Annotated in this window: 22 protein-coding genes; 1 reads left to right on the top strand and 21 read right to left on the bottom strand. The window is 32.1% G+C overall.

What is annotated here, in order from left to right; all coding sequences use genetic code 11:
• The 18 genes from DEFDS_RS02080 to pstS all read right to left on the bottom strand — a co-directional run bounded on the left by DEFDS_RS02080 (position 1) and on the right by pstS (position 20,208).
• Positions 1–852 (bottom strand): MinD/ParA family protein, encoded by an 852-nt coding sequence (locus DEFDS_RS02080; protein WP_269446357.1) that lies wholly within the window; start codon positions 850–852, stop codon positions 1–3.
• On the bottom strand, positions 840–2,000 hold the full coding sequence (gene flhF, locus DEFDS_RS02075; RefSeq protein ID WP_013007157.1) for a flagellar biosynthesis protein FlhF: 1,161 nt from the start codon (positions 1,998–2,000) through the stop codon (positions 840–842). The genes DEFDS_RS02080 and flhF overlap by 13 nt, the downstream gene beginning before the upstream one ends.
• Entirely contained in the window at positions 1,990–4,074 is a 2,085-nt protein-coding gene (gene flhA / locus DEFDS_RS02070; protein ID WP_013007156.1) for a flagellar biosynthesis protein FlhA, read from the bottom strand. The genes flhF and flhA overlap by 11 nt, the downstream gene beginning before the upstream one ends.
• Before the next feature lie 124 nt (positions 4,075–4,198).
• Positions 4,199–5,278, bottom strand: a complete 1,080-nt coding sequence (gene flhB / locus DEFDS_RS02065) for a flagellar biosynthesis protein FlhB (protein ID WP_013007155.1) — start codon at positions 5,276–5,278, stop codon at positions 4,199–4,201.
• Positions 5,278–6,063 (bottom strand): flagellar biosynthetic protein FliR, encoded by a 786-nt coding sequence (gene fliR / locus DEFDS_RS02060; RefSeq protein ID WP_013007154.1) that lies wholly within the window; start codon positions 6,061–6,063, stop codon positions 5,278–5,280. The genes flhB and fliR overlap by 1 nt, the downstream gene beginning before the upstream one ends.
• Positions 6,064–6,109: 46 nt before the next feature.
• On the bottom strand, positions 6,110–7,087 hold the full coding sequence (locus DEFDS_RS02055) for a dihydroorotate dehydrogenase-like protein (RefSeq protein ID WP_013007153.1): 978 nt from the start codon (positions 7,085–7,087) through the stop codon (positions 6,110–6,112).
• The gene (locus tag DEFDS_RS02050) at positions 7,080–9,227 is read right to left on the bottom strand and encodes an FtsK/SpoIIIE family DNA translocase (protein ID WP_013007152.1); all 2,148 of its coding nucleotides are present in this window, start codon (positions 9,225–9,227) and stop codon (positions 7,080–7,082) included. The genes DEFDS_RS02055 and DEFDS_RS02050 overlap by 8 nt, the downstream gene beginning before the upstream one ends.
• Positions 9,218–10,009 carry an undecaprenyl-diphosphatase UppP gene (gene uppP / locus DEFDS_RS02045; protein ID WP_013007151.1) on the bottom strand — a complete coding sequence of 264 codons (792 nt, stop codon included), beginning with the start codon at positions 10,007–10,009 and terminating at the stop codon, positions 9,218–9,220. The genes DEFDS_RS02050 and uppP overlap by 10 nt, the downstream gene beginning before the upstream one ends.
• A 15-nt stretch (positions 10,010–10,024) precedes the next feature.
• Entirely contained in the window at positions 10,025–11,611 is a 1,587-nt protein-coding gene (locus DEFDS_RS02040; protein ID WP_013007150.1) for a ribonuclease J, read from the bottom strand.
• Positions 11,611–13,284, bottom strand: coding sequence for an ABC1 kinase family protein (locus DEFDS_RS02035; RefSeq protein ID WP_013007149.1), 1,674 nt, complete (start codon positions 13,282–13,284; stop codon positions 11,611–11,613). The genes DEFDS_RS02040 and DEFDS_RS02035 overlap by 1 nt, the downstream gene beginning before the upstream one ends.
• A 75-nt stretch (positions 13,285–13,359) precedes the next feature.
• Positions 13,360–14,355, bottom strand: a complete 996-nt coding sequence (locus DEFDS_RS02030) for a sensor histidine kinase (RefSeq protein WP_013007148.1) — start codon at positions 14,353–14,355, stop codon at positions 13,360–13,362.
• Positions 14,352–15,020, bottom strand: coding sequence for a response regulator transcription factor (locus tag DEFDS_RS02025; protein WP_013007147.1), 669 nt, complete (start codon positions 15,018–15,020; stop codon positions 14,352–14,354). The genes DEFDS_RS02030 and DEFDS_RS02025 overlap by 4 nt, the downstream gene beginning before the upstream one ends.
• A 2-nt stretch (positions 15,021–15,022) precedes the next feature.
• A complete protein-coding gene (gene phoU, locus DEFDS_RS02020) occupies positions 15,023–15,685 on the bottom strand; it encodes a phosphate signaling complex protein PhoU (RefSeq protein ID WP_013007146.1) in 663 nt (220 codons plus the stop codon).
• Positions 15,686–15,700: 15 nt separating this feature from the next.
• Positions 15,701–15,982: a hypothetical protein gene (locus DEFDS_RS02015; RefSeq protein WP_013007145.1), complete on the bottom strand. Its 282-nt coding sequence runs from the start codon at positions 15,980–15,982 to the stop codon at positions 15,701–15,703.
• Positions 15,983–16,065: 83 nt separating this feature from the next.
• Positions 16,066–16,824: a phosphate ABC transporter ATP-binding protein PstB gene (pstB, locus tag DEFDS_RS02010; RefSeq protein WP_013007144.1), complete on the bottom strand. Its 759-nt coding sequence runs from the start codon at positions 16,822–16,824 to the stop codon at positions 16,066–16,068.
• Positions 16,821–17,666 carry a phosphate ABC transporter permease PstA gene (gene pstA / locus DEFDS_RS02005; RefSeq protein WP_013007143.1) on the bottom strand — a complete coding sequence of 282 codons (846 nt, stop codon included), beginning with the start codon at positions 17,664–17,666 and terminating at the stop codon, positions 16,821–16,823. The genes pstB and pstA overlap by 4 nt, the downstream gene beginning before the upstream one ends.
• Positions 17,656–18,585 carry a phosphate ABC transporter permease subunit PstC gene (gene pstC / locus DEFDS_RS02000; RefSeq protein WP_013007142.1) on the bottom strand — a complete coding sequence of 310 codons (930 nt, stop codon included), beginning with the start codon at positions 18,583–18,585 and terminating at the stop codon, positions 17,656–17,658. Before pstC ends, pstA begins: the two co-directional genes overlap by 11 nt.
• 609 nt (positions 18,586–19,194) lie before the next feature.
• Entirely contained in the window at positions 19,195–20,208 is a 1,014-nt protein-coding gene (pstS, locus tag DEFDS_RS01995) for a phosphate ABC transporter substrate-binding protein PstS (RefSeq protein ID WP_050742500.1), read from the bottom strand.
• A gap of 169 nt (positions 20,209–20,377) precedes the next feature.
• On the opposite strand from pstS, the gene DEFDS_RS01990 reads away from it, so the two are divergent.
• Positions 20,378–21,253, top strand: coding sequence for a Wzz/FepE/Etk N-terminal domain-containing protein (locus DEFDS_RS01990; RefSeq protein WP_013007140.1), 876 nt, complete (start codon positions 20,378–20,380; stop codon positions 21,251–21,253).
• A 63-nt stretch (positions 21,254–21,316) separates the two neighbouring features.
• Here DEFDS_RS01990 and DEFDS_RS01985 read toward each other — a convergent pair whose 3' ends face one another.
• From DEFDS_RS01985 to DEFDS_RS01975, 3 genes are all read right to left on the bottom strand, one after another.
• Positions 21,317–23,299, bottom strand: a complete 1,983-nt coding sequence (locus tag DEFDS_RS01985; RefSeq protein ID WP_013007139.1) for an STT3 domain-containing protein — start codon at positions 23,297–23,299, stop codon at positions 21,317–21,319.
• 147 nt (positions 23,300–23,446) lie between these two features.
• On the bottom strand, positions 23,447–23,848 hold the full coding sequence (locus DEFDS_RS01980) for a PIN domain-containing protein (protein ID WP_013007138.1): 402 nt from the start codon (positions 23,846–23,848) through the stop codon (positions 23,447–23,449).
• Entirely contained in the window at positions 23,845–24,078 is a 234-nt protein-coding gene (locus DEFDS_RS01975; RefSeq protein WP_013007137.1) for an AbrB/MazE/SpoVT family DNA-binding domain-containing protein, read from the bottom strand. The genes DEFDS_RS01980 and DEFDS_RS01975 overlap by 4 nt, the downstream gene beginning before the upstream one ends.
• Between the last annotated feature and the right edge of the window lie 182 nt (positions 24,079–24,260).

Here is a 24,260-nt window from a genome sequence, read left to right as displayed (position 1 = left end):
TCAACCTCTCATATAAAGAAACTTCTCAATACTGATATTTCTATTTTTTTCATCAATACTTAACAATTTGTTTGCTATATTCTTAACTCCCAAAGCAAAATCACTATCTGGAAAAACCTCCGCAGCAATTTTTTGATTTGCAACTGCTTTTATAAGATTTTTATCGCGCTTTATACTACCAAGGTATCTAATCTCCTTTTTCAAAAAGTTTTTTACTACCTTTGACAAATTGTCAAAAACAAAATTTCCCTGCTTTTCACTGTTAACCATATTTACCACAACATAGGGGTTTAAATCCCCTATTTTCATATTAACAACCTTTATCAAAGCGTATGCATCAGTAATGGCTGTTGGTTCTGCCAATGTAATAACAACAAAAATATCTGAAAAAGTGATAAATCTCAAAACATTCTCTGCAATACCTGCAGCAGTATCAAAAATAATATAATCATAAATTTTATCCAAAGATAAAAACATATCTACTATCTTATCAAAATCATCACTACTCAAACTTGACAACTCCATAAATCCACTTGAAGCAGGGAAAACATCAAAACCTTTTACATTTGGAATCACTACATCATCAACCTTTGCATCACCATTTAGATAATCTTTGATAGTTCTTAATGGAGCAATATTTAAAATAATATCAACATTTGCAAGGCCTAAGTCAGCATCAAATAAAAGAACTTTTTTCCCAAATTTTGAGAGCATGTAGGCAAGATTTACCGAGAAATTCGTTTTACCAACCCCACCTTTACCGCTAGCAATAGAGATATATTTTGCTTTTCTATCTTTTAACCAAGCCATTTTTCTCAAAATGCTTGCCTGATCTCCCACTACTCTCTCCAAAGTTTTTGTATGTCACTTAACAATCTTATAGCAATCTTTTTGCCATCTGGTATTTCTATATCTTCAGGAACATTCTGACCTGTAGAAAGTAAAAGCAATGGGATTTTCTTTAACACAGGTAAATTTAATAAAGGTCCAAATCTCCTCGTTTCATCTAATTTTGTAAAAATTAGATATTCCGGTTTCAACAATCTATATCTATCAAAAGTATCATAAAGCTCTGCATGATTTGAACTCATAGATAATACCAATACAGGAGTTATAACAGGGCTTACCTCCATATACTTTGCAAGCTCTCTAATCTGGCTATCATCAAACTGACTCCTACCCATAGAATCCAAAAAGATATAATCAAAACCAGAAAGCTCTGCAATCTGCGACTTTAACTCTTCTGGATTAGAAGCCACTTTCAAAGGAATATCCACAATATCTGCATAAGTTCTAAGCTGTTCTACTGCTCCAATTCTAAATGTATCTATGGTAATCAAAGCAACCTTTTTTTGTAACTTTAAACTAAGAGTTGCAGCAATTTTAGCTATCGTTGTTGTTTTTCCAACACCTGTTGGGCCAATCATAGCCACCACTTTCTGCTTTAATGAAGAAAAATAATCTTTTTCAATAGGAATAAGCTCACTTAATAATTGAACTAACAACTTATTAAGCTGAGCTCTATTAAAATCAGTGGATACTCTCTTTTCTACCTTCTTTAAGAATTTATAAGCTATTAAATCGTCAACCCCATTTTTTACCAAAACATTAAAATAGGGAACCATATTTTCTGGCAAATCAGCTGTCTGGATATCATCCTTTGATTTGTTTTTTAACTCACTGAGCTGCTTTTTAATATCACTAATCTCTTTTAAAACTATTTCGAGTTTTTCAAGACCAAGTTTACTAGCAATCTCCTCCAAATTAAAATCATCCTTTTCAACTTTACTTATATTTTCTTCATATTCTTTCTTTTTTTTCTTTGGTGGCTCGTAATCTATTGCAGCAGTAACTTCTAATATGGGTCTTGAAAATAGTCCAAAGCTGTTATTTTTTACAATCTTTTTCGTAGATAAAATAACGGCATCAGGGCCAAGATCCTTTTTTATCAATTCGATAGCTTCTCTCATATCATAGACTTCATACTTTTTAATTTTCATCTGTTATCTCCACAGTTCCTAAAGATTCTATCTGAACATTTTCAGCAATTTCATTATGCGAAATCACATAAAGATTTGGAACAAATTTTTCTACAAATCGTCTAAATGGGTACCGAATAGGTGGTGAAATAACAAGAACTGAATTTAAACCATTTTCCGTAATCTCTTTAGTCTTATCTATTAGTTTTTGTAAAAGCTTTTGAGCTGTTGTTGGCTCCATCACCACTTCTCTACCATCATCCCCCTGCTGTATATTTTTAGCTATCATCTGCTCAATCTGGGGAGCTAACGTAAAAACATAAAGACGGTTGTCAGCAGCAAGCAAACTTTCTGTAATCTGCCTTTTTAAAGCTACTCTAACCTTTTCCGTAAGATATTCGATATCCTTACTTTGTGTACCATAGGCAGCCAATGTCTCTAAAATTGTTGGTAAGTTTCTAATAGAAACACGTTCTTTTAACAAATTTTGTAAAACTCTTTGAACAATCCCTATATCAAGTATGTTTGGAATTAAATCTTCTACAAGCTTTGGATATTTTTCTTTAAGTCTATCAATAAGTTCTTGGGTCTCCTGTCTACCAAGTAATTCATAAGCATATGTTTTAATAATCTCTGTTAAGTGTGTAGAAATAACAGTGGAAGGATCAACCACCGTCATCCCTTCGATTTCTGCTTTCTCTTTCTCTATTTCATCCACCCACTTTGCGTCTAAACCAAAAGCTGGCTCTTTAGTGGGGATCCCATCTATAGAGTCCAAATCTCCATCAGGATTCATTACCAAGTATTTATCTGGATAAACTGAACCAGTGGCAACCTTTACCCCTTTAATAAAAACCACATAGCTATTTGGATCTATCTGTAAATTATCCCTAATTCTAATAGGAGGAACTATAAACCCCATCTCTAAAGCTATCTGTCTTCTTAATGATTTTATTCTGTTTAATAATGTACCACCTCTGTTGGTATCCACTAATGGGATGAGATTAAACCCTATTTCTAACTCCATTAAATCAATATCCAAAAGGTCTTTAACCATCTCCTCTTCAGGAGTTTCCTCTTCAGATTCTTCTTCAGTTTCAATATCCTCTTTTTCTACCTTTTCTTTCGCATTTCTCATCAAATAGCCAACACCAATCATCAACAATGAAAGAAAGATAAAAGAAACCTTTGGCATACCAGGCACAAGTGCAAAAAAGAAAAGTATACCACCAGCTACAAACATTATTTTTGAGCTTTTGAACAGTTGATAAACAAGTTGACTTCCCAAATCCTCTTCATCACCAGTCCTTGTAACCACAATACCTGCAGCAGTTGAAACAATTAGAGCAGGAATTTGACTCACAAGGCCATCACCAACAGTTAAAATAGTAAAAATTTTAGCAGCTTCTGAAACCGATAATCCGTGTTGAGCAACACCTATAATCAAACCACCAATAATATTGATTGCTGTAATAATTAATCCTGCAACAGCATCACCTCTTACGAATTTACTGGCACCATCCATAGCACCATAAAAGTCAGCCTGTTTCTGAATCTCTTCCCTTCTTTTTCTTGCAGTTTGCTCATCAATCAAGCCTGCATTTAAATCAGCATCAATACTCATCTGCTTACCAGGCATCGCATCTAACGTAAATCTTGCTGCTACCTCTGCAACTCTTCCAGAACCTTTGGTAATAACAACGAAATTAATAATAACAAGAACGAGAAATATTATAATACCAACAACGTAATTACCACCAACCACAAATTGGCCAAATGCCTTAATTACAGCACCAGCAGCATCTTCACCTTCTGCGCCATGCAGTAAAATCCTTCTTGTAGTAGCCACATTTAAAGATAACCTGAAAAGTGTGGCAATTAGTAACACAGTTGGAAATGTAGAAAACTCCAAAGGGTCTTTTATATAAACTGATACAAGCAGTATAATCACAGCAAACGTAATACTCATAGTCAGCAAGATATCCAAAAGCAAGGATGGCATAGGCAAAATCATCACAATCAAAATACCAACAATTGCTATTGCAACTAAAATCTCTGTCTGTTTTAAATATTTCATCACATTACTTTGAGCCACAATTAACAAACCTCTTTATTTATAAACTTTAAACTCAACATCTCCCACTAAATGGCGGGGTCGCAATGACAACATTATTCCGTCATTGCGAGCGTTTGTGAAGCAATCTCAAAATATTATTTTTTTATTGTGCAACATCCTCAACTCTTTTATTCTTCATTTTATACACAATAGCCAATATTTCAGCAATAGCTTTATAAAGATTTTCAGGTATTTCATCCCCTATTTCCACTTGTGAATACAAGGTTCTAGCAAGTGGAGGGTCTTCATGGATAAATACACCATTTTCTTTTGCTATCTCTTTTATTTTCTGTGCCATCAATCTCTGCCCTTTAGCAACAACTACAGGTGCCCTATCTTTGTTTATGTCGTATTTTATGGCAACAGCATAATGAGTAGGGTTGGTAATAACCACATCTGCTTTGGGTACTTCTTCCATCATACGTTTTCGAGCCATCTCCCTTTGCATACTTCTAATTCGTTGCCTAATCAGGGGATCCCCCTCCATCTGCTTAAACTCCTCTTTTACCTCTTGCTTTGTCATCTTAAGATCTTGTTCATACTGCCATTTTTGATAGAAAAAGTCTAATATGGACATCAACAAAATCAAAAGCCCAATTTTAAAACAGAGCTCAAAAACAAGTTTACCAAAAAATACCATACTTGAAAAAGGGTCGGCATCAGCAAGATTTAAAATAACTCCTATTTTGCCTCTCACAATAATATAAGCCACAAATCCCACTACAAATATCTTAAAAATAGATTTTATAAGCTCCACAAGACTTCTTTTTGAAAATAAGTTTTGTAAGCCATTTATAGGGTTTAATCTATCCCATTTAGGCTCCAGTGCCTTTGGAGATATCAAAAACCCAAATTGGGCAACATTTACCAATAACCCAGCCACAACCAACAGAGCAAATAGTGGAAATAACACTTTTAAATAAAATTGAAAAACGAAATTAAATAGCTCAACTGTAGCGCTTTTACTTAGAGTATACCCTACCTTTGAAAGAGTATGACTAATTAATTTAGAAAAGTTATCTATCAATATTGGCGTGTAAAAATACAGAAAAATCACACTAATTAAAAAGATAATAGCAGTAGATAGCTCCCTACTTTTAGGGACGTTCCCTTCTTCCCTAGCTTTTTGCCTTCGTCTCGGCGTAGCCTCTTCCGTTCTTTCGGCATCATTTTTTTCTGGCATTATCCACCCAAGATTTTAAAAAGCTGATCTATATTAACTAAATATTGATAAAGTATTTTCTCAAATATCTTGTAAAAATAAGATAAACTCAACAACAAAACAAGAAGACCAAAAGCAATTTGAACAGGAAATCCCACAATCAATACATTCATCTGCGGCACAAGCCTAGCCATAATACCCATTACAACATGTAGTAATAGAAGTGTAACAAAAACCGGTGCTATGATTTTTATTGCCGTCAAAAAAATACTTCCAAATTTTTCAACTAAAAAAATATACCCTTCACTACTAAAAGTAAACTTTGCCAAAGGAACATTTGTAAAAGAATAGCTTATCGCTTTAATAACAAAAAGGTGACCACCAATTGCCAAAAAGATCAATATCATCAAAATATTTTGAAACTGTGCGATAATAGAAACTTGAGTATTTGTTTGTGGATCAAGGATATTTACAACACCAAACCCCATTTGAAAGCCAATCAATTGTCCTCCAAACTGGACACCGGCAAAAATAAATCTTGCAAGCACACCGGTTGCAATACCAATAAGCAACTCTTTAATCACTAGTAAAATTAAAAGTAAGGTAGAAACATTTTGAAACGATATTATAGAAACATTATTTATAATAAGTATTGAAACTATTATGGAAAAAAATAAACGTAGCCTAACATCAACAACACCACTTCCAAAAACTGGTGCAGTAAACAAAATACCACTTACTCTTATTACAATCAAAAAAAACGTCAATAAATAATCAGTATTTAATAAATCATAAAAAGAATTCATCTCACTCCTATACAGCTACCTCCAAGATAAAACTCTAAGAAAAACTTTACCCTTCTGATGCTTTATTTAAATATTCCATATACTGAACACGCTCTAAAGCTTTAATCTCTTCAAAACTGTCAACAGCTTTACCCTTAATATCCTTTATAGAGCTGCAGTTTTGTTTTTCTAAAATTTCATTAACCTCTTTCAAAAGCTCCTTTGCATAGACCAAACCTTTCTTATAAAAAATAGTAGCCAACTGCACAGACGATGCTCCCATATATAAAGCTTCTACTATCTGTTTAGCAGTATGAAAACCTGTTGTGGCAGCTATATCAATATCCAATTGACTGCTCACAATCCCTACCCACCTTAAAACATTATAGCACTCTTTATCCCCACTAAAATAATTTATTGGGACATATTTATCCTCGATAAAATCATAATTCATCTGATAATATCTATTTAATAAAACAACAGCATCTGCACCAACATCTTTCAACCTTTTTACCATATTCGGAATAGATGTAAAATATGGTCCTAATTTTACAGATATAGGTATATTCAATTTATTTTTAACCTTCTCTACAATTTCAACATATTTATCTTCAATATCTCTAGGATTATCATCTACTTGAAATGATATATAAGATATATTAAGCTCCAATCCATCAGCACCAGCATCTTCTATCGACCTGGCAAAATCTATCCATACTTCACTATCTATACAGTTAACACTAGCAAAAACTGGTATATTTAATCGTTTCTTTGCCTCTTTAACCAAATCTATATATTTTGTAGCTCCATAAGAAAGCATAGAAGAATCTACACCATATTCATACGCTTCAGGATGAAATGTGTCAGAAACCACCCCAAGCTCATTTTTTATCACTTCTTCAAACAAAGATGCTAATACTATTGCTGCAATCCCGCTATCCTCAGCCTGACATAAATTATCGATATTTTTTGAAAGTGAACAACTTGATAAAATAATTGGATTTTTTAGTTCATACCCCATATAAAATGTTTTTAAATCAGCCATTACCTTTACCTCTCTGATCTTTTATTAAAACCTCTCTTGGTTTTGATGTCCCATCACTTGGTGCTATAATACCTTGTTTTTCCATAATTTCAACAATCCTTGCAGCTCTATTGTACCCAATACGCAAATATCTCTGTATCATCGATATAGAAGCAAACCCTTTCTCTTTTACAAGTTCCAACGCTTCATAATATTTTTCATCTAAATCTTCTTCATCCACTGTTTCATCTCTATCATTTTCATCTTTTACAAGCTCCATATTGTAAACAGGCTCAGCCAACCCTTTTAAATAATCAACCACCCTATTTATCTCATTCTCACTTACAAAACATCCATGAATCCTTATTGGCTCGCTGCTACCTGGAGGGATAAAAAGAGAATCCCCTTTACCAAGTAAAACCTCAGCACCATTTTGATCTAAAATTGTTCTTGAATCTGTTTTTGAAGAAACCCTAAAAGAAAGTCTTGCTGGCATATTCGCCTTTATAATACCTGTAATCACATTCACAGAAGGTCTTTGAGTAGCTAACACAAGGTGTATCCCAACAGCTCTTGCCATCTGGGCAATTCTGATAATTGTCTCTTCAACATCTTTTCCTGCCACAATCATCAAATCTGCAAATTCATCAACCACAACTACTAAATATGGGAGCTTTTCCCCGCCCTCTTTCTCTATTATCTGATTATAAGAAATAATGTTTCTAACCTTTCTATCAGCTAAAAGGGCATATCTATGCTCCATCTCTTCCACCACATTTTTGAGCACATTAGCAGCTTTTCTTGGGTTAACAACAACTGGCGCTGCCAAATGCGGTATCCCCTCATAAACACTTAACTCTACCATTTTAGGGTCAATCATTACAAATTTCACATCTTCATAAGAAGATTTAAAAAGGATAGAAGTAATTATCCCATTTATCGCCACACTTTTACCGCTACCTGTTGTCCCGGCAATCAATAGATGAGGCATTTTAGTAAGATCTGTAATATAAGGTTTCCCAGCTATATCTTTACCCAAAACAACTGTTAATGGTGATTTGCTTTTTGCAAACTCTTCTGAAGACAATAGTTCTTTCAGATACACAGTTGCCCTTTTCGTATTTGGAAGCTCAATACCCACTACAGATTTGCCAGGTATTGGAGCAATAATTCTAACACTAATAGCACTCATAGCCAAAGCTAGGTCATTTTCAAGGTTAGCAATTTTACTAATCTTTATACCTGGAGCTGGCTCAAATTCATAAAGTGTCACAACAGGCCCAGGCTGAATCTCTTTTACTTTCCCCTCTACACCAAAATCCCTAAGCTTTTCTTCTAAAATTTGAGCATTTTTCTTTAACTCACTTTCAGAAACCATCATTACCTTTCCATTAAAATCATCAAGTAAATCGATTGGGATATAATATTTTGCTTTACTGGCCTTCTTAACACAATTTAGCTCAGAAATATTTAATTGCTTATCTTCTAAAGCTTCTTCAATATTATCATTTTCTATTTCCAAATCTTCCTCAATAACCTCATCTTTAACTTTACTTTTTCGAGTTTTAGAGCCCTTTTTCTCTTTATTTTTTCTGCTTTTATCCCTTTTCAAATTTGGCAAAAAGATTTTCACATTAAAATTCAAATTTTTGTCTATAATATCTCTAAAAATAAAAAATAAAGAGATCGCAATCCCAAACAGTGTAAAAATAACAGTTCCAACTTTACCTAAGAAATTTACCATCAAAAATCTACTAAAAATACCCATTATTCCGCCAGCAGGCTTAGAAACAAAGTATGGGTCATCAGTCAAAATAGCTCCAAACAAGAATGATAGAAATAACATTAATGATAAAAAAGAGAAAAACCTTATTAAAATAAAATTAATAGTTCTGTTTTTTAAAATATCTAAAAAAACAAATATGAGAGCAATAACAAAAATAATTATTGGAGCACCAAAAACAGTCCCCAACAGATCAGATACATAGGCTCCAATCTTTCCAAAGCCGTTGTTTACCTGAAGTTTTAAATCTGTAAAAACAATATTACTGTATGATGGATCATTGTGAGAATGGGTAAATATGGAAACAGAGAAAAATATTATTAAAAAGAGCAAAATTAAAGCTGTTAATACCTTTTTCTGCTTCTCTTCTAAAGCCATATTACAGTTATAAACCCCACTAACAAACAGTATATAGCAAAAATAGTTAGTCTCCCCTTTTTAACAAGCGGTATTAAAATAGCTAATGCTATTAATCCACTCACAAAAGCAGCAATCATACCAAAGAGATACGCGTTTAAATCAGAAATCATTGAAATATCAACATCTCTTAACTGCAAAACAGTTGCACCTAAAATAGCAGGGATCGATATTAAAAAAGAAAATTCTGCAGCCTCTTCCCTTTTTACCCCCATAAATAGTGCTGCAGCAATAGTTGATCCAGACCTTGAAATCCCAGGAATTACAGCTAGACCCTGAACTATCCCAAGGATAAATGATTTATTTCCATCAACAGGTTGACTCCCTTTAGCTTTATCAGATAAATATAAAATAATCGAAGTTAAAATAAGAGCATATCCAACATAAACAGTGGTGCTAAATAGCTTTTCTGCATATTTTTCAAGTGACAACCCTATAATACCTGTTGGGATTGTGGCAATTATTATCCCCCATAAAAATCTTTTATTTTCAAAATAATCCACCCTATACTTTCTCATAAACAAACCAAAAAAAGCTCTGATAATTTTTTTTATTCTCTTACGAAAATAGATAAAAACTGCAAGCAGTGTAGCAAAATGTAATAGGGTATCAAACAAAATACCTGGCTGATTAAAGTTTTTAATCATAGATTGAACAATCACTAGGTGCCCACTTGAACTAACAGGTAAAAACTCAGTCAACCCCTGAATCAAACCTAAAATTAAAGCATCGGTAGTCTGCACAAATCACCCCTTTCATTATATTAAATACTTAACAACTGGTCTTTTATCAAATCTTTTCTTAAAAAATCTTCTCACAATATTAACCAACAACTCATCTCTACTTAAATCTACCACACCCATATTTTCATCAATAAAATAACGCAATCTATTTTCATCCTCCTTATTCAACGTAAAACCCACCGTTTCTAAACTAAATTCTTTTCCAAAGTCCTGAATTATTACAATACCATCTCTTGCAAGATTTTTTTTAAGTTTCAAATCCTCTTCTGTTAAAACAAACTCACCTCTTGCATCTATATATTTCCTTTTACTTTCAAAATTGTCTTGTCCAACAAGTTTTTCACCTTCAAAAACCAATATTTCTCCATCTTCAGCAAAAATACCTTCCGTTTCAACATCATAATTTACTTCTTTTAAAAGCTCAATATGTGTTTTCAAATGTCGATACTCCCCATGAATAGGGATTAAATACTTAGGCCTGATAAAATTAAGCATCAATTTAGCTTCCTCTTTTGATGCATGACCTGACACATGAATCTTCTTTTCCTCTATATCAACAACTTTAGCCCCATAGTAATAAAGTTTATTTATAGTATTATTCAAATTGAGTTCATTCCCTGGGATTACTCTAGCAGAAATAATAAAGAGATCCCCTTCTTTTGCTTTCAACATCTTTCTTTCATTGGATGCTATCTTATAGAGTGTGGAATTTACTTCACCCTGACAACCTGATATAATAAAACAAACTTTATCATCATCAAGCTTTTTCGCCTCTTGTAAGCTGATTAAAGTATCCTGTTTAATATTCAATAAACCAAGTTCTCTACCAATTTTTACACTCTTTGTCACAGAAGAACCATCCACAACTATTTTTCTACCTATCTGCTCACATATCTCCACAACCTGTTTAATTCTGTCCAGATTTGAAGAAAATGTAGTAAAGAAAACCCTTCCATTAGCTTGCAAAAAAACATCTAAAAGATCATTATAAATGGATGATTCAGATGGAGTCAGACCATCATTAACTACATTTGTGGAATCGCTCAATAAAGCCGTAACCCCTTTTTTCCCTATCTCCATAAATCTGTGGACATCAAAAGGCTTTCCATTTACTGGAGCCTGATCCATCTTATAATCTGATATATGCAAAAGCTTTAAATCATTGTTTGTAATAAAAAGTCCAAAGGTATCTTGAATAGAATGAGTAACACTTACAAACTCTATTTGAAAATCACCTACATTTATAACATCTTTGTCTTTTACAACATTTGTCAAAACTTTTATCTTTCTTTCATAAAATTTATATTCTAACAGTTTGATAGTAAGATTTCCTCCATAAACCTCTAAATCAAAGTCTTCAAGTAGGTAAGGAACACCTCCAATGTGATCTTCATGACCATGAGTCAAGATAATAGCTCTCAATTTATCTTTTATACTTTTTAGGTAATCCCAATCAGGGATAATCATATCAATACCAGGGTAACTATTATCCGCAAATTTTACACCACAATCTACTAAAAAGGCCACAGATTCACTTTCATATAGATACATGTTCATTCCAATTTCGCCTGCTCCGCCAAAAATAGATATCTTTGTGCTCATTAAAACCTTCCTGACCTAAAATAACCAATGGCAAGCAAAATCCCCATAAAACCAGACACAAAAATACCTAAAATACCAAATAAAGAAACACCGTAAATTTTTGGGCCATAATCTTCAATCAAAAGCAAAGTACTCGCCAAAATAGTAAAAGATATCATAATACTAAAACCTAACCTATTGGTTGCTCTATCATGATGTTTTATATATTCATCCAAACTATCCATCATAACTTTGATCCCCAAATCAGAATTTTCTAACTTTTTAACTATTTTTCTATAATCATCAGGGAAGTTCTTAAAAAAATATATATATTCTTCTATAAATTTTAATCCTTCATCTTTGATGCGACCAAAAGAAAACTCCTCTTTTACAATTTTATAAGCATACTCTTTAGCATATTTAAGCATATTAAAATCTGGATAAAGCTTTTTACCTGTTGACTCCAAGAATGCAAATGTTTTCATTATCAAAAAATAATCCTTAGGGAAATAAAATCTGTACTTCCTTGCAACCTTGAAAATTCTTTCAAAACTCTTTTTAAAATTAATTTTATCAAGCTCTTTACCATACACAGGCAGCAAAACATCTAAAAGATCGTTTTTAATCCCTCTAATATCATTTTCTTCGTCAATCACACCAAATGAGACAAACTCATCAACGAGTGATTCTATATCAAACTCTATCAGATATTTAAAAACTCTACTCAAATGCAATAAAAGTGCCTTATCTATCTTGCCAATAATACCAAAATCAAGAATAACCAATTTTCCATCATTATCCACAAGAAAATTACCTGGATGAGGGTCACCATGAAACATTCTAAATGTAAAAACTTGTCTAAAATAAAAATCAACCCCAATTACTGCCAATTTTTTCGTATCAAAGCCATTCTCTTGTAATTTTTCAACCTCATCTATCGGTATGCCAGCGTGATAACTCATCACAATTATATCTTCTCTACACAAATCATCATAAATTTCAGGTATTATAACATCTTCAAAATCTGCGAAATAATCTTTAAATTTTTTCATATAAGCTGCTTCAATCTCAAAATCCAACTCTCTTTGAATTTGCGAATAAAACTCGGTTAAATATTCTGAAATTTTCAACTCTTTTGCTTCAGGAAGATATTGCTCTGCAAGGTTTGCCATCCAGAGAATTATTGCAAAGTCTGTATCGATTATCTCTTTGATATTACCTCTTTTAACCTTTAAAACAACCTCTTTACCATCTCTAGTTACAGTCTTATAAACTTGTGCAATAGAAGCTGCTGCAATAGGGGTTTCATCAATATGAGAAAAATAGTCTTCCAAATTTCCATATCGCTCGATTAATCTCTTTTTAATTTTCTCAAACGGCTCAGCCTTTACGGAATCCTGTAATTTAGACAACTCCTTTACAAACTTCTCAGGGAGCAAATCGTCTCTTGTGCTCAACATCTGCCCCAATTTTATAAAGGTGGGGCCTAGCTCCTCTAACATCAACCTAAACCTAACTTCAACAGGAAGTTTTGAGGTTTTTTTATATTTCCCAAACGTAAGTATTTTTTTACCAATACCAATCAACGAAGAAAGATAAATGTCATCTAGAAATTTGCCAAAACCGTTACTAGCAATTATAAAAACAATTTCTCTAAGACGATTAATATTTCTAAAAGGTTTAATAAAAAACAACCAACACCTCAAATAAAATATAAATTATATGGTTATTTTATCACATCAAAAGTATATTTCAATAACAAAGGGAGATCATTTCTTTTCTGACAAAATCACTTCAAAGCAGTTGCCACCGTATCTATTTTTATAAACATGGACAAACCCATTATAAAGAGCAGAAATATGTTTAACTATTGACAAACCAAGACCTGTTCCAGCTTTTTCTTTGTTTCTCGACTTTGATCTTGTATAAAATCTCTCAAAAATCCTACCCAATTCATCATCTGGTATAACAGGACCTTTATCATCAACTGAAATAATTATAAAATCCTTTATCTTATCCTTTTTTATGTTAACGAGCACATTTTTACCATTTGAATATTTTATTGCATTATCTATCAAATTTGATAATACACTGACAAAATGCGTCTTATTTATGAAAACTTCCACATCATCATACTCAAAAAGTACTGATTTATCTCCATTATCATAAGCTAATTTCAACTCACCAACAATATCCTGTATTTTAACAGGAACTTTAACAACAAAATTACCACTTTCGTTTTCTAACTTATGCAACAAAATAATATCACTCACCAAATCATTTAATCGTTTTGCAGACTCGAAAATATTTGATACAAACTGCTCTTTTTTCTCATCATTCAAATCTTTATTTAAGAGAAGGGTCTCTGCATAGTTCATAATCAACGCAATAGGGGTTTTTAACTCATGAGTTAAATTTCCCACAAGCTCCATTTTAAAAGTTTTATAATTTACACTTGCTGTGATATCAGAAATAATCAAAATCTTATAAATATCATTTAATAAATATTTTCTGATATTTAAGACTCTATCCTTAAATTTAATTTCAAAACTATCTTCTGCTTTTTCAAAAATTTTATTAAAAAGTGTAATAATCTCTAAATCTGACAAAATATTAAATATATTTTTCCCAAATTCAAAATTCTTTAATTTAATCAAATTTACAGCACTTTTATTGGCAAACAACAAATTACGGTCTTTATCCAAAACCAATACAGCATCATTAACTTTATCTAAAATTTCACTTAAAATATCAGCTTTAATCATTCAAACTTATAACCAATCTTTGGGATAGTTTTTATTTTATTTCCGCTCTTGCCCAGTTTCTTTCGCAAAGATGAAATATGCGCATCCACTGTTCTGGTCATCATCGCGGAATCATAACCCCATATATGGGACAAAAGTTCATCTCTTGTATATACCCTACCAGGATGCTGAATAAAAAGCTTTAAAAGCAAAAACTCCTTGTGAGTAAGATTTACTTCTTTATTATCTACCAAAACCTTTGCTCTTTTTTCATCAATTTCTATATTTTTAAATTTTAGATTATCTGTAGATTCTGTGTTACCTAAACTTAAAAATTTATTAACTTTGGCTATTAGCACTTTTATACTAAAAGGTTTTGTTAAATAATCGATTGCCCCCAATTCTAAATGGGCCACAATAGTTGTTTCTTCATCTTTTGCAGAGATTATGATGACAGGGATCTTACTGAACTTATCACTATCTTTTAGTATTTTTAAAAACTGTGTCCCTTTTAAACCAGGCAACATTAAATCAAGCAAAATCAAATCTGGTAACAACTGATCCAAGATAATCAAAGCATCATTTGCATCAGCTGCTTCTATACAATTAAAACCAGCCTTTTTTAAATTAAACGAGATAATTTCTCTTAAAGAATCCTCATCTTCAATAACAAGAACAGTCGCCATTATTACAAATCTTCGATATGAATGTGCCTAATTATTTTACCGGTTGCCATAAAATATACCAATTCAGCCAAATTCGTAGCGTGATCAGCAATCCTTTCAATACTCCTTGTGATAAACATCAAAGAGATAGCACCCTTTGTTTTCCTAATATCTTCTGCAATGTATGTAAGCAACTCTCTAATAATCTGTTGGTGTAAATCATCTATAAAATCATCCCTTTTTATTATCTCCAGCGATTTTTCCGTATCTTTTTCAAAATATGCATTTATTGCGTCTTTTACCATTTCTGCTGAAGCTTCAGCCATTTTAGGTAAATCAATATAAGGTTTTACAGGAGGGATCTGGTTAAGCTTAATAATCTCTTTTGCAATATCAACATTGTGATCCCCAATTCTCTCCAAATCAACAATCAACCTCAAAGCAGTCACAATACTTCTCAAATCTATCGCTTTTGGGTTATACAACGCCAATATTTCTAAACACTGTTCATCAATTTCTATATCAAGTTGATCCACATCTTCATCCAGATCAATTACCTTTTGAGCAAGATTAGAATCCCTCTCCACAAGTGCTTTTACATTATAATGCACCATATCCACAACAATCTGGGACATTTTTGCAATGCCTGTTTTAATATTTATTAGTCTTTCTTCTAAAGCTTTCATAAAACCCCTTATTTATTAAATTTCATCCTTATAGCACTCTTCCAATTTCATTTTTAAAACGACAAATTCAGATTGAGTGATTTTCCCATCACTTTCCAATTGCTTTCTTAAGTTTGTATAATCATCTAATATATCCATCTTAAAACTATTTTCACAAACCTCTTTATCCTTCTTTAAAGCCTCTTCTTCCGCTTTACCTATAGATAAATTTGCACAAAAAATTATATAAAGTGATAAAAGACCAAACCCAATAAGTGCTTTCATGATAAATTTACTTTTATTGCTTTTTTGCTCCATACTTACCTCCTTCATCCATAAAAACAGTTTCTAATAAGCATAATAATAGCACTTTCAAAATAATTCAACAAACAAAGCTATTTTTAACCAAATCTTCCTGTAATATAATCTTCTGTCATCTTTTTATTAGGCCTTGTAAATAGTGTGGTTGTTTCATCATACTCTATAAGCTCACCCAGATACATAAAAGCTGTGTAATCAGAAACTCTTGCTGCCTGCTGCATATTATGGGTAACTATAATAATAGTTACAATATCTCTTAAAGAATGGACAAGATCTTCTATCCTACCTGTAGCCACAGGATCGAGCGCGCTTGTAGGCTCATCAAACAATATAACTTCAGGCTCCACAGCCAACGCCCTTGCAATACACAATCTCTGCTGCTGTCCACCAGATAAACCACTTGCAGTATCATTTAATCTATCTTTTACCTCATCCCAAAGTGCAGCATCCTTAAGTGCCTTTTCCACTCTATCTTGCAACTCAGATTTATTTTTTATACCTTTTAGTCTCAGTCCATAAGCTACATTATCAAAAATACTCATTGGGAAAGGGGTTGGTTTTTGAAATACCATCCCAATTCTACTTCTTAACTCAATGATATCAATCTTATCTGTTAAAATATTTTCTCCATGAAAAAGGATTTCACCTTCATACTTGTTTAAATGATAGAGGTCATGCATCCTATTAAAGCATCTTAAAAAAGTGGTTTTCCCACATCCAGAAGGGCCAATCAGTGCCGTTACTTTTTTCTTATAGATATCAAGCGAAATATCTTTTAAAACCTTATTTTCACCATAATAAAAACTTAAATTTCTTACTTCAAATATCACTTCACTCATTTTTTGTATCTCCATTTAATTAGTAATCTTGCAATAATCGTCACTATTAAAATCGTAAAAGTTATTATAAATGACGCAGCCCATGCCTTTTGATGCCAATCTTCATAGGGTCCCATTGCATATTGGAAAATTGTTACAGTTAAAGATGGTGTAGGCTCATTCAAATTCATTGTAAAAAATGAATTATTAAACGATGTAAATAGCAAAGGTGCAGCTTCACCAGCTACTCTTGCAATTGCCAAAATCACACCAGTTAAAATACCCGTTGCAGCACCTTTATACACAACATTCATAATCACTTTATAATATGGTGCTCCAAGCGCAAATGCCGCCTCTCTAAGCTCATCAGGTATCAATCTCAACATATCTTCTGTAGTCCTAACAACAATGGGGAGCATAATAATCGCCAGCGAAACACCACCTGCCCAACCGCTAAAATGACCAAGAGGTCTTACCATCACAGCATAAACAAACGTACCCACAACAATAGCAGGCACACTGATCATAATATCAGCTAATGTACTGACAAATTTTGCAATTCTACTATTCTTACCGTATTCAGCAAGATAAGTCCCACCTAATATACCAAGAGGTACACCAATTATTGTAGCTACAATAATTATAAGAATTTGACCAATAAAAGCATTTCTAAGCCCACCCCCTTCTATACCAGGAGGAGCTGGATCTTCTAAAAATAAATCTGGCGTAATATAACTTATCCCTTCCTTTAAAATATCAAAAAGGATAAAAACCAACCAAAACAAACCAAGTAAAGCACAAAACATTGCGACAGAAAGTGCAAATGCATTTATAATTTTTCTTCTTCTAATATTATTTTTCACTTGCTCTCCTCAGCATATATTTTGCAAAGGCCAAAATAATAAAACTTGAAACAAACAAGATCAAAGCAAGATAAAACAGTGATGAAAGATAGATATCAGAATCCGCTTCAGTAAATTCATTTGCCAGAGTAACTGTTATTGTAGCAGCAGCATCAAACAGAGAAGAAGGTATTTTATGATTATTTCCTAAAACAAAAGCCACAGCCATTGTTTCACCAAGAGCTCTACCAAGTGCTATAACAATACTACCATAAATACCAAATTTTGAATGTGGGAGCATTACATCCCTTATAACTTCCCACTTAGTAGCACCCATACCGTATGCAGACTCCTTTAAAACTAAAGGGGTGAGGTTTAATGTGTCCCTTGTAATACTTGCTATAAAAGGTATCAGCATAATACTAAGAACCAAACTTGCTGATAAAATATCTATCCCAAGCGGAGTTCCAGAAAACAGCTTTCCAAGTAAAGGTATTGGTGATAAATACTTCTGCAAAAAGGGCTCAATATAATTACCCATGATAGGAGCAATTGTAAACAACCCCCACATCCCATAAATTATACTTGGTATTGAGGCAAGCATCTCAATTGTTGTGCCAAAACCCCCTTTTAAAAACTGAGGGCAAAGCTCCACAATAAAGATTGCTATCCCAATTGCAACAGGTATTGCAAAAATCAGCGCCAAAACAGTAACCACCACCGTACCCGTGAGCATTGTAGCTGAACCAAAAATCTCTGCCACCGGATCCCAGGTTTTTGTGGTCAAAAATTTTATGACACCAAATTTTGCGATAGCATCCTTTGACTCAAAAACTAACGAAATAAAAATACCTGAAACAATTAATAGAACACTAACTATCCCAGCAAAAGTTATCCATTTAAAAAAGTTATCAATAAACTTATCACGGTTTTTAGCCATACAACTCCTTTTTACATATTAAGTATCTTACACAGTAGTATTTACTTACGTTTCCAGATTTCTTCGTCGCTCTAGCTCCTCGCAATGACCACTTTTGTCATTGCGAACGAAGTGAAGCAATCTCCTGCTTCAACGCCCTACTTGAGATCGCTTCATCAGCTTACACATCCTCGCAATGACCATTCTCCGTCATTGCAAACGTTAGCGAAGCAATCTCCAGCTTTAACGTCTTATTTGAAATCGCCTCGTCAGCTTACACTACCTCGCTATGACTGCCAAACTGTCATTGCGAGCGTAAGCGAAGCAATCTAATACATCTCATACTATTAGGACTTTTAGAAGTTATTTATCAAAGAAGAATTAAATTTTTGTAAAATTTTTGTAAAATAATTTTGAAAATAAAAAAAGGTGTATGACAACTTGTCATACACCTTTTTGAAGTGTATCTTAACTTTTGATTTATTAACAACTTCTAACATTTTAATATTGCTACACAATGGTCTAACTTACTGAAATTTACATGAGATTGCTTCGGCAACTTACTTTGCCTCGCGATGCCTGAGAAACAGGTCATTGCGAGCGCCAGCGAAGCAATCTCAAATTATCAGCTTAATAGATTCCTAATTCCCTCCAGTAATTTCTTATATTGTCCTTTAAATTCTTAGGCAAAGGAACATATAAAAGTTTTTCTGCTATCTCATCACCATTTTTAAATGCCCAATCATAAAATTTGACAACTCTCTTATTTGATTCCACTTGTTCTTTAGCAAGCAAGATAAAAGAAGCACCTGCTATTGGCCAAGAATCCTTACCAGGAGCATTTACAAGCCAGAGATAATAGCCTTTCTTTTTGTCCCAGTTTGCAAATGCTGCTGCAGCTTTGAAAGCATCAAATGATGGTGCAACGAAATTACCTTCTTTATTTTCAAGCAACACATAGGTTAGCTTGTTATTTTTAGCATAAGCAAACTCAACATAACCTATAGAGTTTTTTACCCTTTTTACATAATTTGCTACACCTTCATTACCCTTACCGCCAATACCAACAGGCCAATTTACAGATTTACCAGTACCCACTTTGTTTTTCCATTCATCTGAAATTGCTGCTAAATATTTTGTAAAAATTGCAGTAGTCCCTGATCCATCAGATCTGTGAACAACGGTAATTTTAGCATCAGGTAATTTTACACCGGGGTTTACTTTTGAAATTTCTGGGTCATTCCATTTGGTTATTTTCCCAAGAAAAATATTTGCAAGAATCCCCTTTGTAAGCTTGAACTCACCAGCTTTTAACCCTTTAATATTTACAACAGGTACAACACCACCGATAATCGCAGGAAACTGATACAATTTATACTCGTTTAATTTTTCAGGTGTTAAAGGAGCATCACTTGCACCAAAATCCACAGTCCTGTTTTTGATCTGTCTAACACCACCACCAGATCCAATTGATTGATAATTAAGTCTTACACCTGTTTCTTTATAATACTTATACGCCCAAGCACTATAGACTGGATAAGGGAAAGTGGCCCCTGCACCATTAATTATCTTTTGTTTTGCAAATATTGAAAAAGAAACCAGAAACATAAATCCTAAAACCAAAATACTAATTTTTTTGTACATTAAGCACCTCCAAATATTCATGGTGCCTTTCTACTCTAGAGATGTTATAAACTTTCCACTTTTTTGTAAAACTTTTGTAAAATGTAGTGTATTTAAAATATTTAACAAATTATTGAAATTTATCAACTTATTTGCTATATAACAAAAAAACGAAAAATTAAGGGAAAACATGGAAGAAAAAAACAATCAGCAAATTATACCAATTCAATATGTACCCATTCAACCATATGAGGATGATGAAATTGACCTTAGAGATTTAATTAAAACTATATTAAGATATAAATATTTCATCTTAATATTTACAACACTAATTACACTACTTGCTTTTATATATGTTTCAATAAAAAAACCAATTTTTCAAATAGAAGCTAGCCTAGAAATGGGATATATAAAACCAGTAATAAATAATAATAATAATAAAATTTATTTATTAGAACCAAAAGCTACCGTAGAATTAATAAAAAATAAATTTGACAATTCGAAATCTGAAGACATAAAGTACCCTCAAGTTGATGTATCCATAATCAAAAAAGCTAACGATATTTTAAATGTCAAGATTATGGACTACTCTAATAAAAGTGCAAACACTTATTTAGAAAAAATTATAAAAACTTTGAATGATATTGAAGATACTAAAATAAATACTTATACAAAGAACATAAAAGAAAAAATTAGTTTGCTTAATAAAACACAAAGAGAACTTGAACAACAAATTGCAGAGTTAAATAAACAATTAAAGTCTGTAAAAGATGCTGCTATATATCAAGTATTATTAAATACCATTAATTCTTATCAAAACCAAATTAAAAACATAAAGTTAAATATCATTGACTTAGAATACAAATTATCTCCTGTAAACTTTACTAAAACTAATATACTAGGAAGAATCTATCAGAAAAACAACCCTTATAAGCCAAAGAAAAATTTAATTATTGCTGTTGCTTTTGTTACAGGCTTATTTTTATCAATATTTTTGATTTTCTTTATTGAATTTGTAAAGAGTTTTAAAGAGGAACCAAACAGTAATAATTTGACTACCTCTTGAATAATTTTAACTTTTTTTTAAAAACAACTTATTGCTTTATAATTTAGCTCTATTTAGTAGTATCTATTTTTTAACTTTAAACACCCTTGCAAAAGGGAAATTATTATAAACCTCATCATATAAATTTTTATCGTATTTACCAAGCAAATACATCTGATTGAAATTTGAATTGTAAAAATTATCATCACATAAAATAAGATAAAAAATTGTGTTCCCTTTTAATATTAGTTCAGCATTGTACCCTCTCTCATAAGGATAATTTTTAGATGAAACAAGCCCACCATCTTTTGAAATATCAAACCGTTTCATAGGTATCTTACCATTAATCACACCGCTGTTTGTATCAATTTTATTACCTTCACAATAGAAAACACCCTTTTCAACCTTTTGACATCTCAAAGGAGCAACTACCACTTTTTGCGATGTTTTAGTATTAAAATTATAAGATCCAATAAAATTGTATGCAGGAAATTTTGAAATCATATCCATAGTAAATAATACATAATTATTACCTTTTGGTAGCCCCTTATAGCTATCCACATACTTGACAATATCTAGAGCGGATTTATTGTCCTCAATCATCTCTTTAATCTCATTCATGCCGTTATTATCAAAATAGGAAATATATCTATAAAGCTTACTCTGCTTATCAGTAATCAAACTTTTTGCAATAAAATAAGTTTTTGGTGAGCCTTGTGAGCCACCATCATGATAAACAGGGAATCCTACAATATCCTCAATAGCATATCCATAATCCCACCATGACCAAATTGCACCTTTTTCAAGTTTCTTATTCATCTCAATAAAAGATTTTATTATCCCTGGATTTATTGAAGGCTTTGGCACATATTCCTTTGCTGTAAGCTTACCAAGTCCCACACATAGTAGTACAACAACTGCAATAGTAACCAAATATATATTTAATGGCTTCATCTTTTTAAAATTTTTCTCAACATACTCCACCACATAATCTATTATCATCCCAATGCCAGCACCAGCAAAAGGGGCTAAAAACATTACAAATCTATTTGAGCTCTTAAAAGCAAGTAAACCAAGTAAAAATAGTGGAGCTATAGCTAAAAATTTGCGCCACTTTAAAGCAGCAAAAATAATAAATATTATTAATCCCAATACAGATAAATATGGAGAATTTATGATGTACTCTAAAACCTCTTTTATCGGCTTATGCTGAGCTTCAGTTATCGTCTGTAAAATATTTGGGAAACCAATTAAATTCTCTTTAGATATGGTGAAATAATTTTTTATAAATCCAAATAAATTAAAAATCCCATAAAAAAAGTATAATGGATTACTAAAAAGGATAAACAAACCTGCACTTTTTAAAATTAATCCCTTTGGTTTCTTTTCCAAAAATAACACAACTAATAAAACACCAAAATATATTAAAGTAAAGCCAGGGTGAAAATACCACCAATAGAAAAATAGCATGGAAAGACCACTTAAAGCTGAATAAAAATAAACCTTTTTAATATTTTCATATTTTGCTGCAAAAAAGATAAATAAAGATGTTAAAGTAGGGAAAAATATATTTAACAAATCAGTATCAACTCTACCCATTGAACTTCTAACAAAATACATATAACTAAAAGTCCCAATAAAACTACCTACAATCCCACCAAAGGGGAAACCAGCATAATAAAAATAAAGTGAAAAAGGGATAATAAAAAGTGAGGCTAAAATAGGAATTAAGAAAAGACCTGCATAATAATAGTTGTTATTTGTGAAACTCGATAACTTAGCTATCAAAAAACTTAGAAATGGTACTGGTCTTTTTTTAGGTTGACTATCTGGATAATATCTCAATGTATCATTATCAGATTTATAATATAATCCATTATCATACTCTTTAGCATATCTAAGCCAATAATAAGCATCAAGAGTCGTCATAGCAGGATAGTTTTCTACAAAATAAATACTCCTTTGCTCTTTCCACTTGTTATACTGATCAATCCTTACATAAGCCGAATAAACAAAAACACCTATCATCAACAAAAAAACTATTATAAATTTACCTTTTTTATCCATAACAACCTCACAAATTTTATAGAATAAAATCTTCCACCGTTTCCCGATCCCCGAATCACGGTTTACTTTCTAACGTATTAACGTTTTAACTTTCACACGTTTTAACGTTTGCACGTTTCAACGTTCTAACGTTTACACTTTTTTAATTTATAAATTATTATTACAATTTTTCGCTAATATTTTATCAAATGTCAAAATAGCTCCATTTTTTTGTTTGGATTTCAAGCACAATACCCAATCAAGTAAACCTACTTTAGGGTTATTTAAAACATAATCAATTGCATTTAATAATATTTCCTTTTCTTTTCCAATAAACCCTTTATACAACAATAGTTTCTTTAAACTAATTAACGCTTCTTCTTTGGGAACATTGTAAAAGCTAACTAATACGTAATAGGTCTCCAGTAAAACTTCTGATAAAATGTAACCTTTAATTTTTCCTGTTTTTAACAATGAAAAAGTTTCTTTAATTTCATTAAATTGTTCAGGTTTATCTTTCAATAAATATCTTAAAATAACATTGGTATCAAGAAAAATAACTTTTTTCATCTATATTTTTCTCCTATCTTTTCCCATGCTGTTTGTCTTTCCTCCTCAAAAGATACCCCTTTTTTGGCATATTTAGAAAGTAAGCCAGCTACATCTTCAATAGGTTCAATTTTAATTATATCGTCTTCTACTTTGAACTTTATAATATCAGTGCCAAGTAAATCTCTAATTTTCTTTGGAATCGTAATTTGTCCTTTACTACTTATTTTTCCGATTACTTCTATACTCATAACAAGTCTCCTTCATATTTCTTTACTTAATAAAATAAGCTTTGTTTTATAGAGAGTCAATAGGCAACAAACTTACTATTACAACATGTAATAGCAAGATATTTTCAACCAAAAACTGTTGCAGCACTTAACACTTAAAACTTAGCACTTAGCACTTAAAACTTAGAATTTTGAACTATCCA

Source organism: Deferribacter desulfuricans SSM1 (assembly GCF_000010985.1).
Lineage (GTDB): Bacteria > Chrysiogenota > Deferribacteres > Deferribacterales > Deferribacteraceae > Deferribacter > Deferribacter desulfuricans.
Note: the sequence above shows the minus strand (reverse complement) of the source record. Positions and strands in the feature narration are given on the sequence as shown.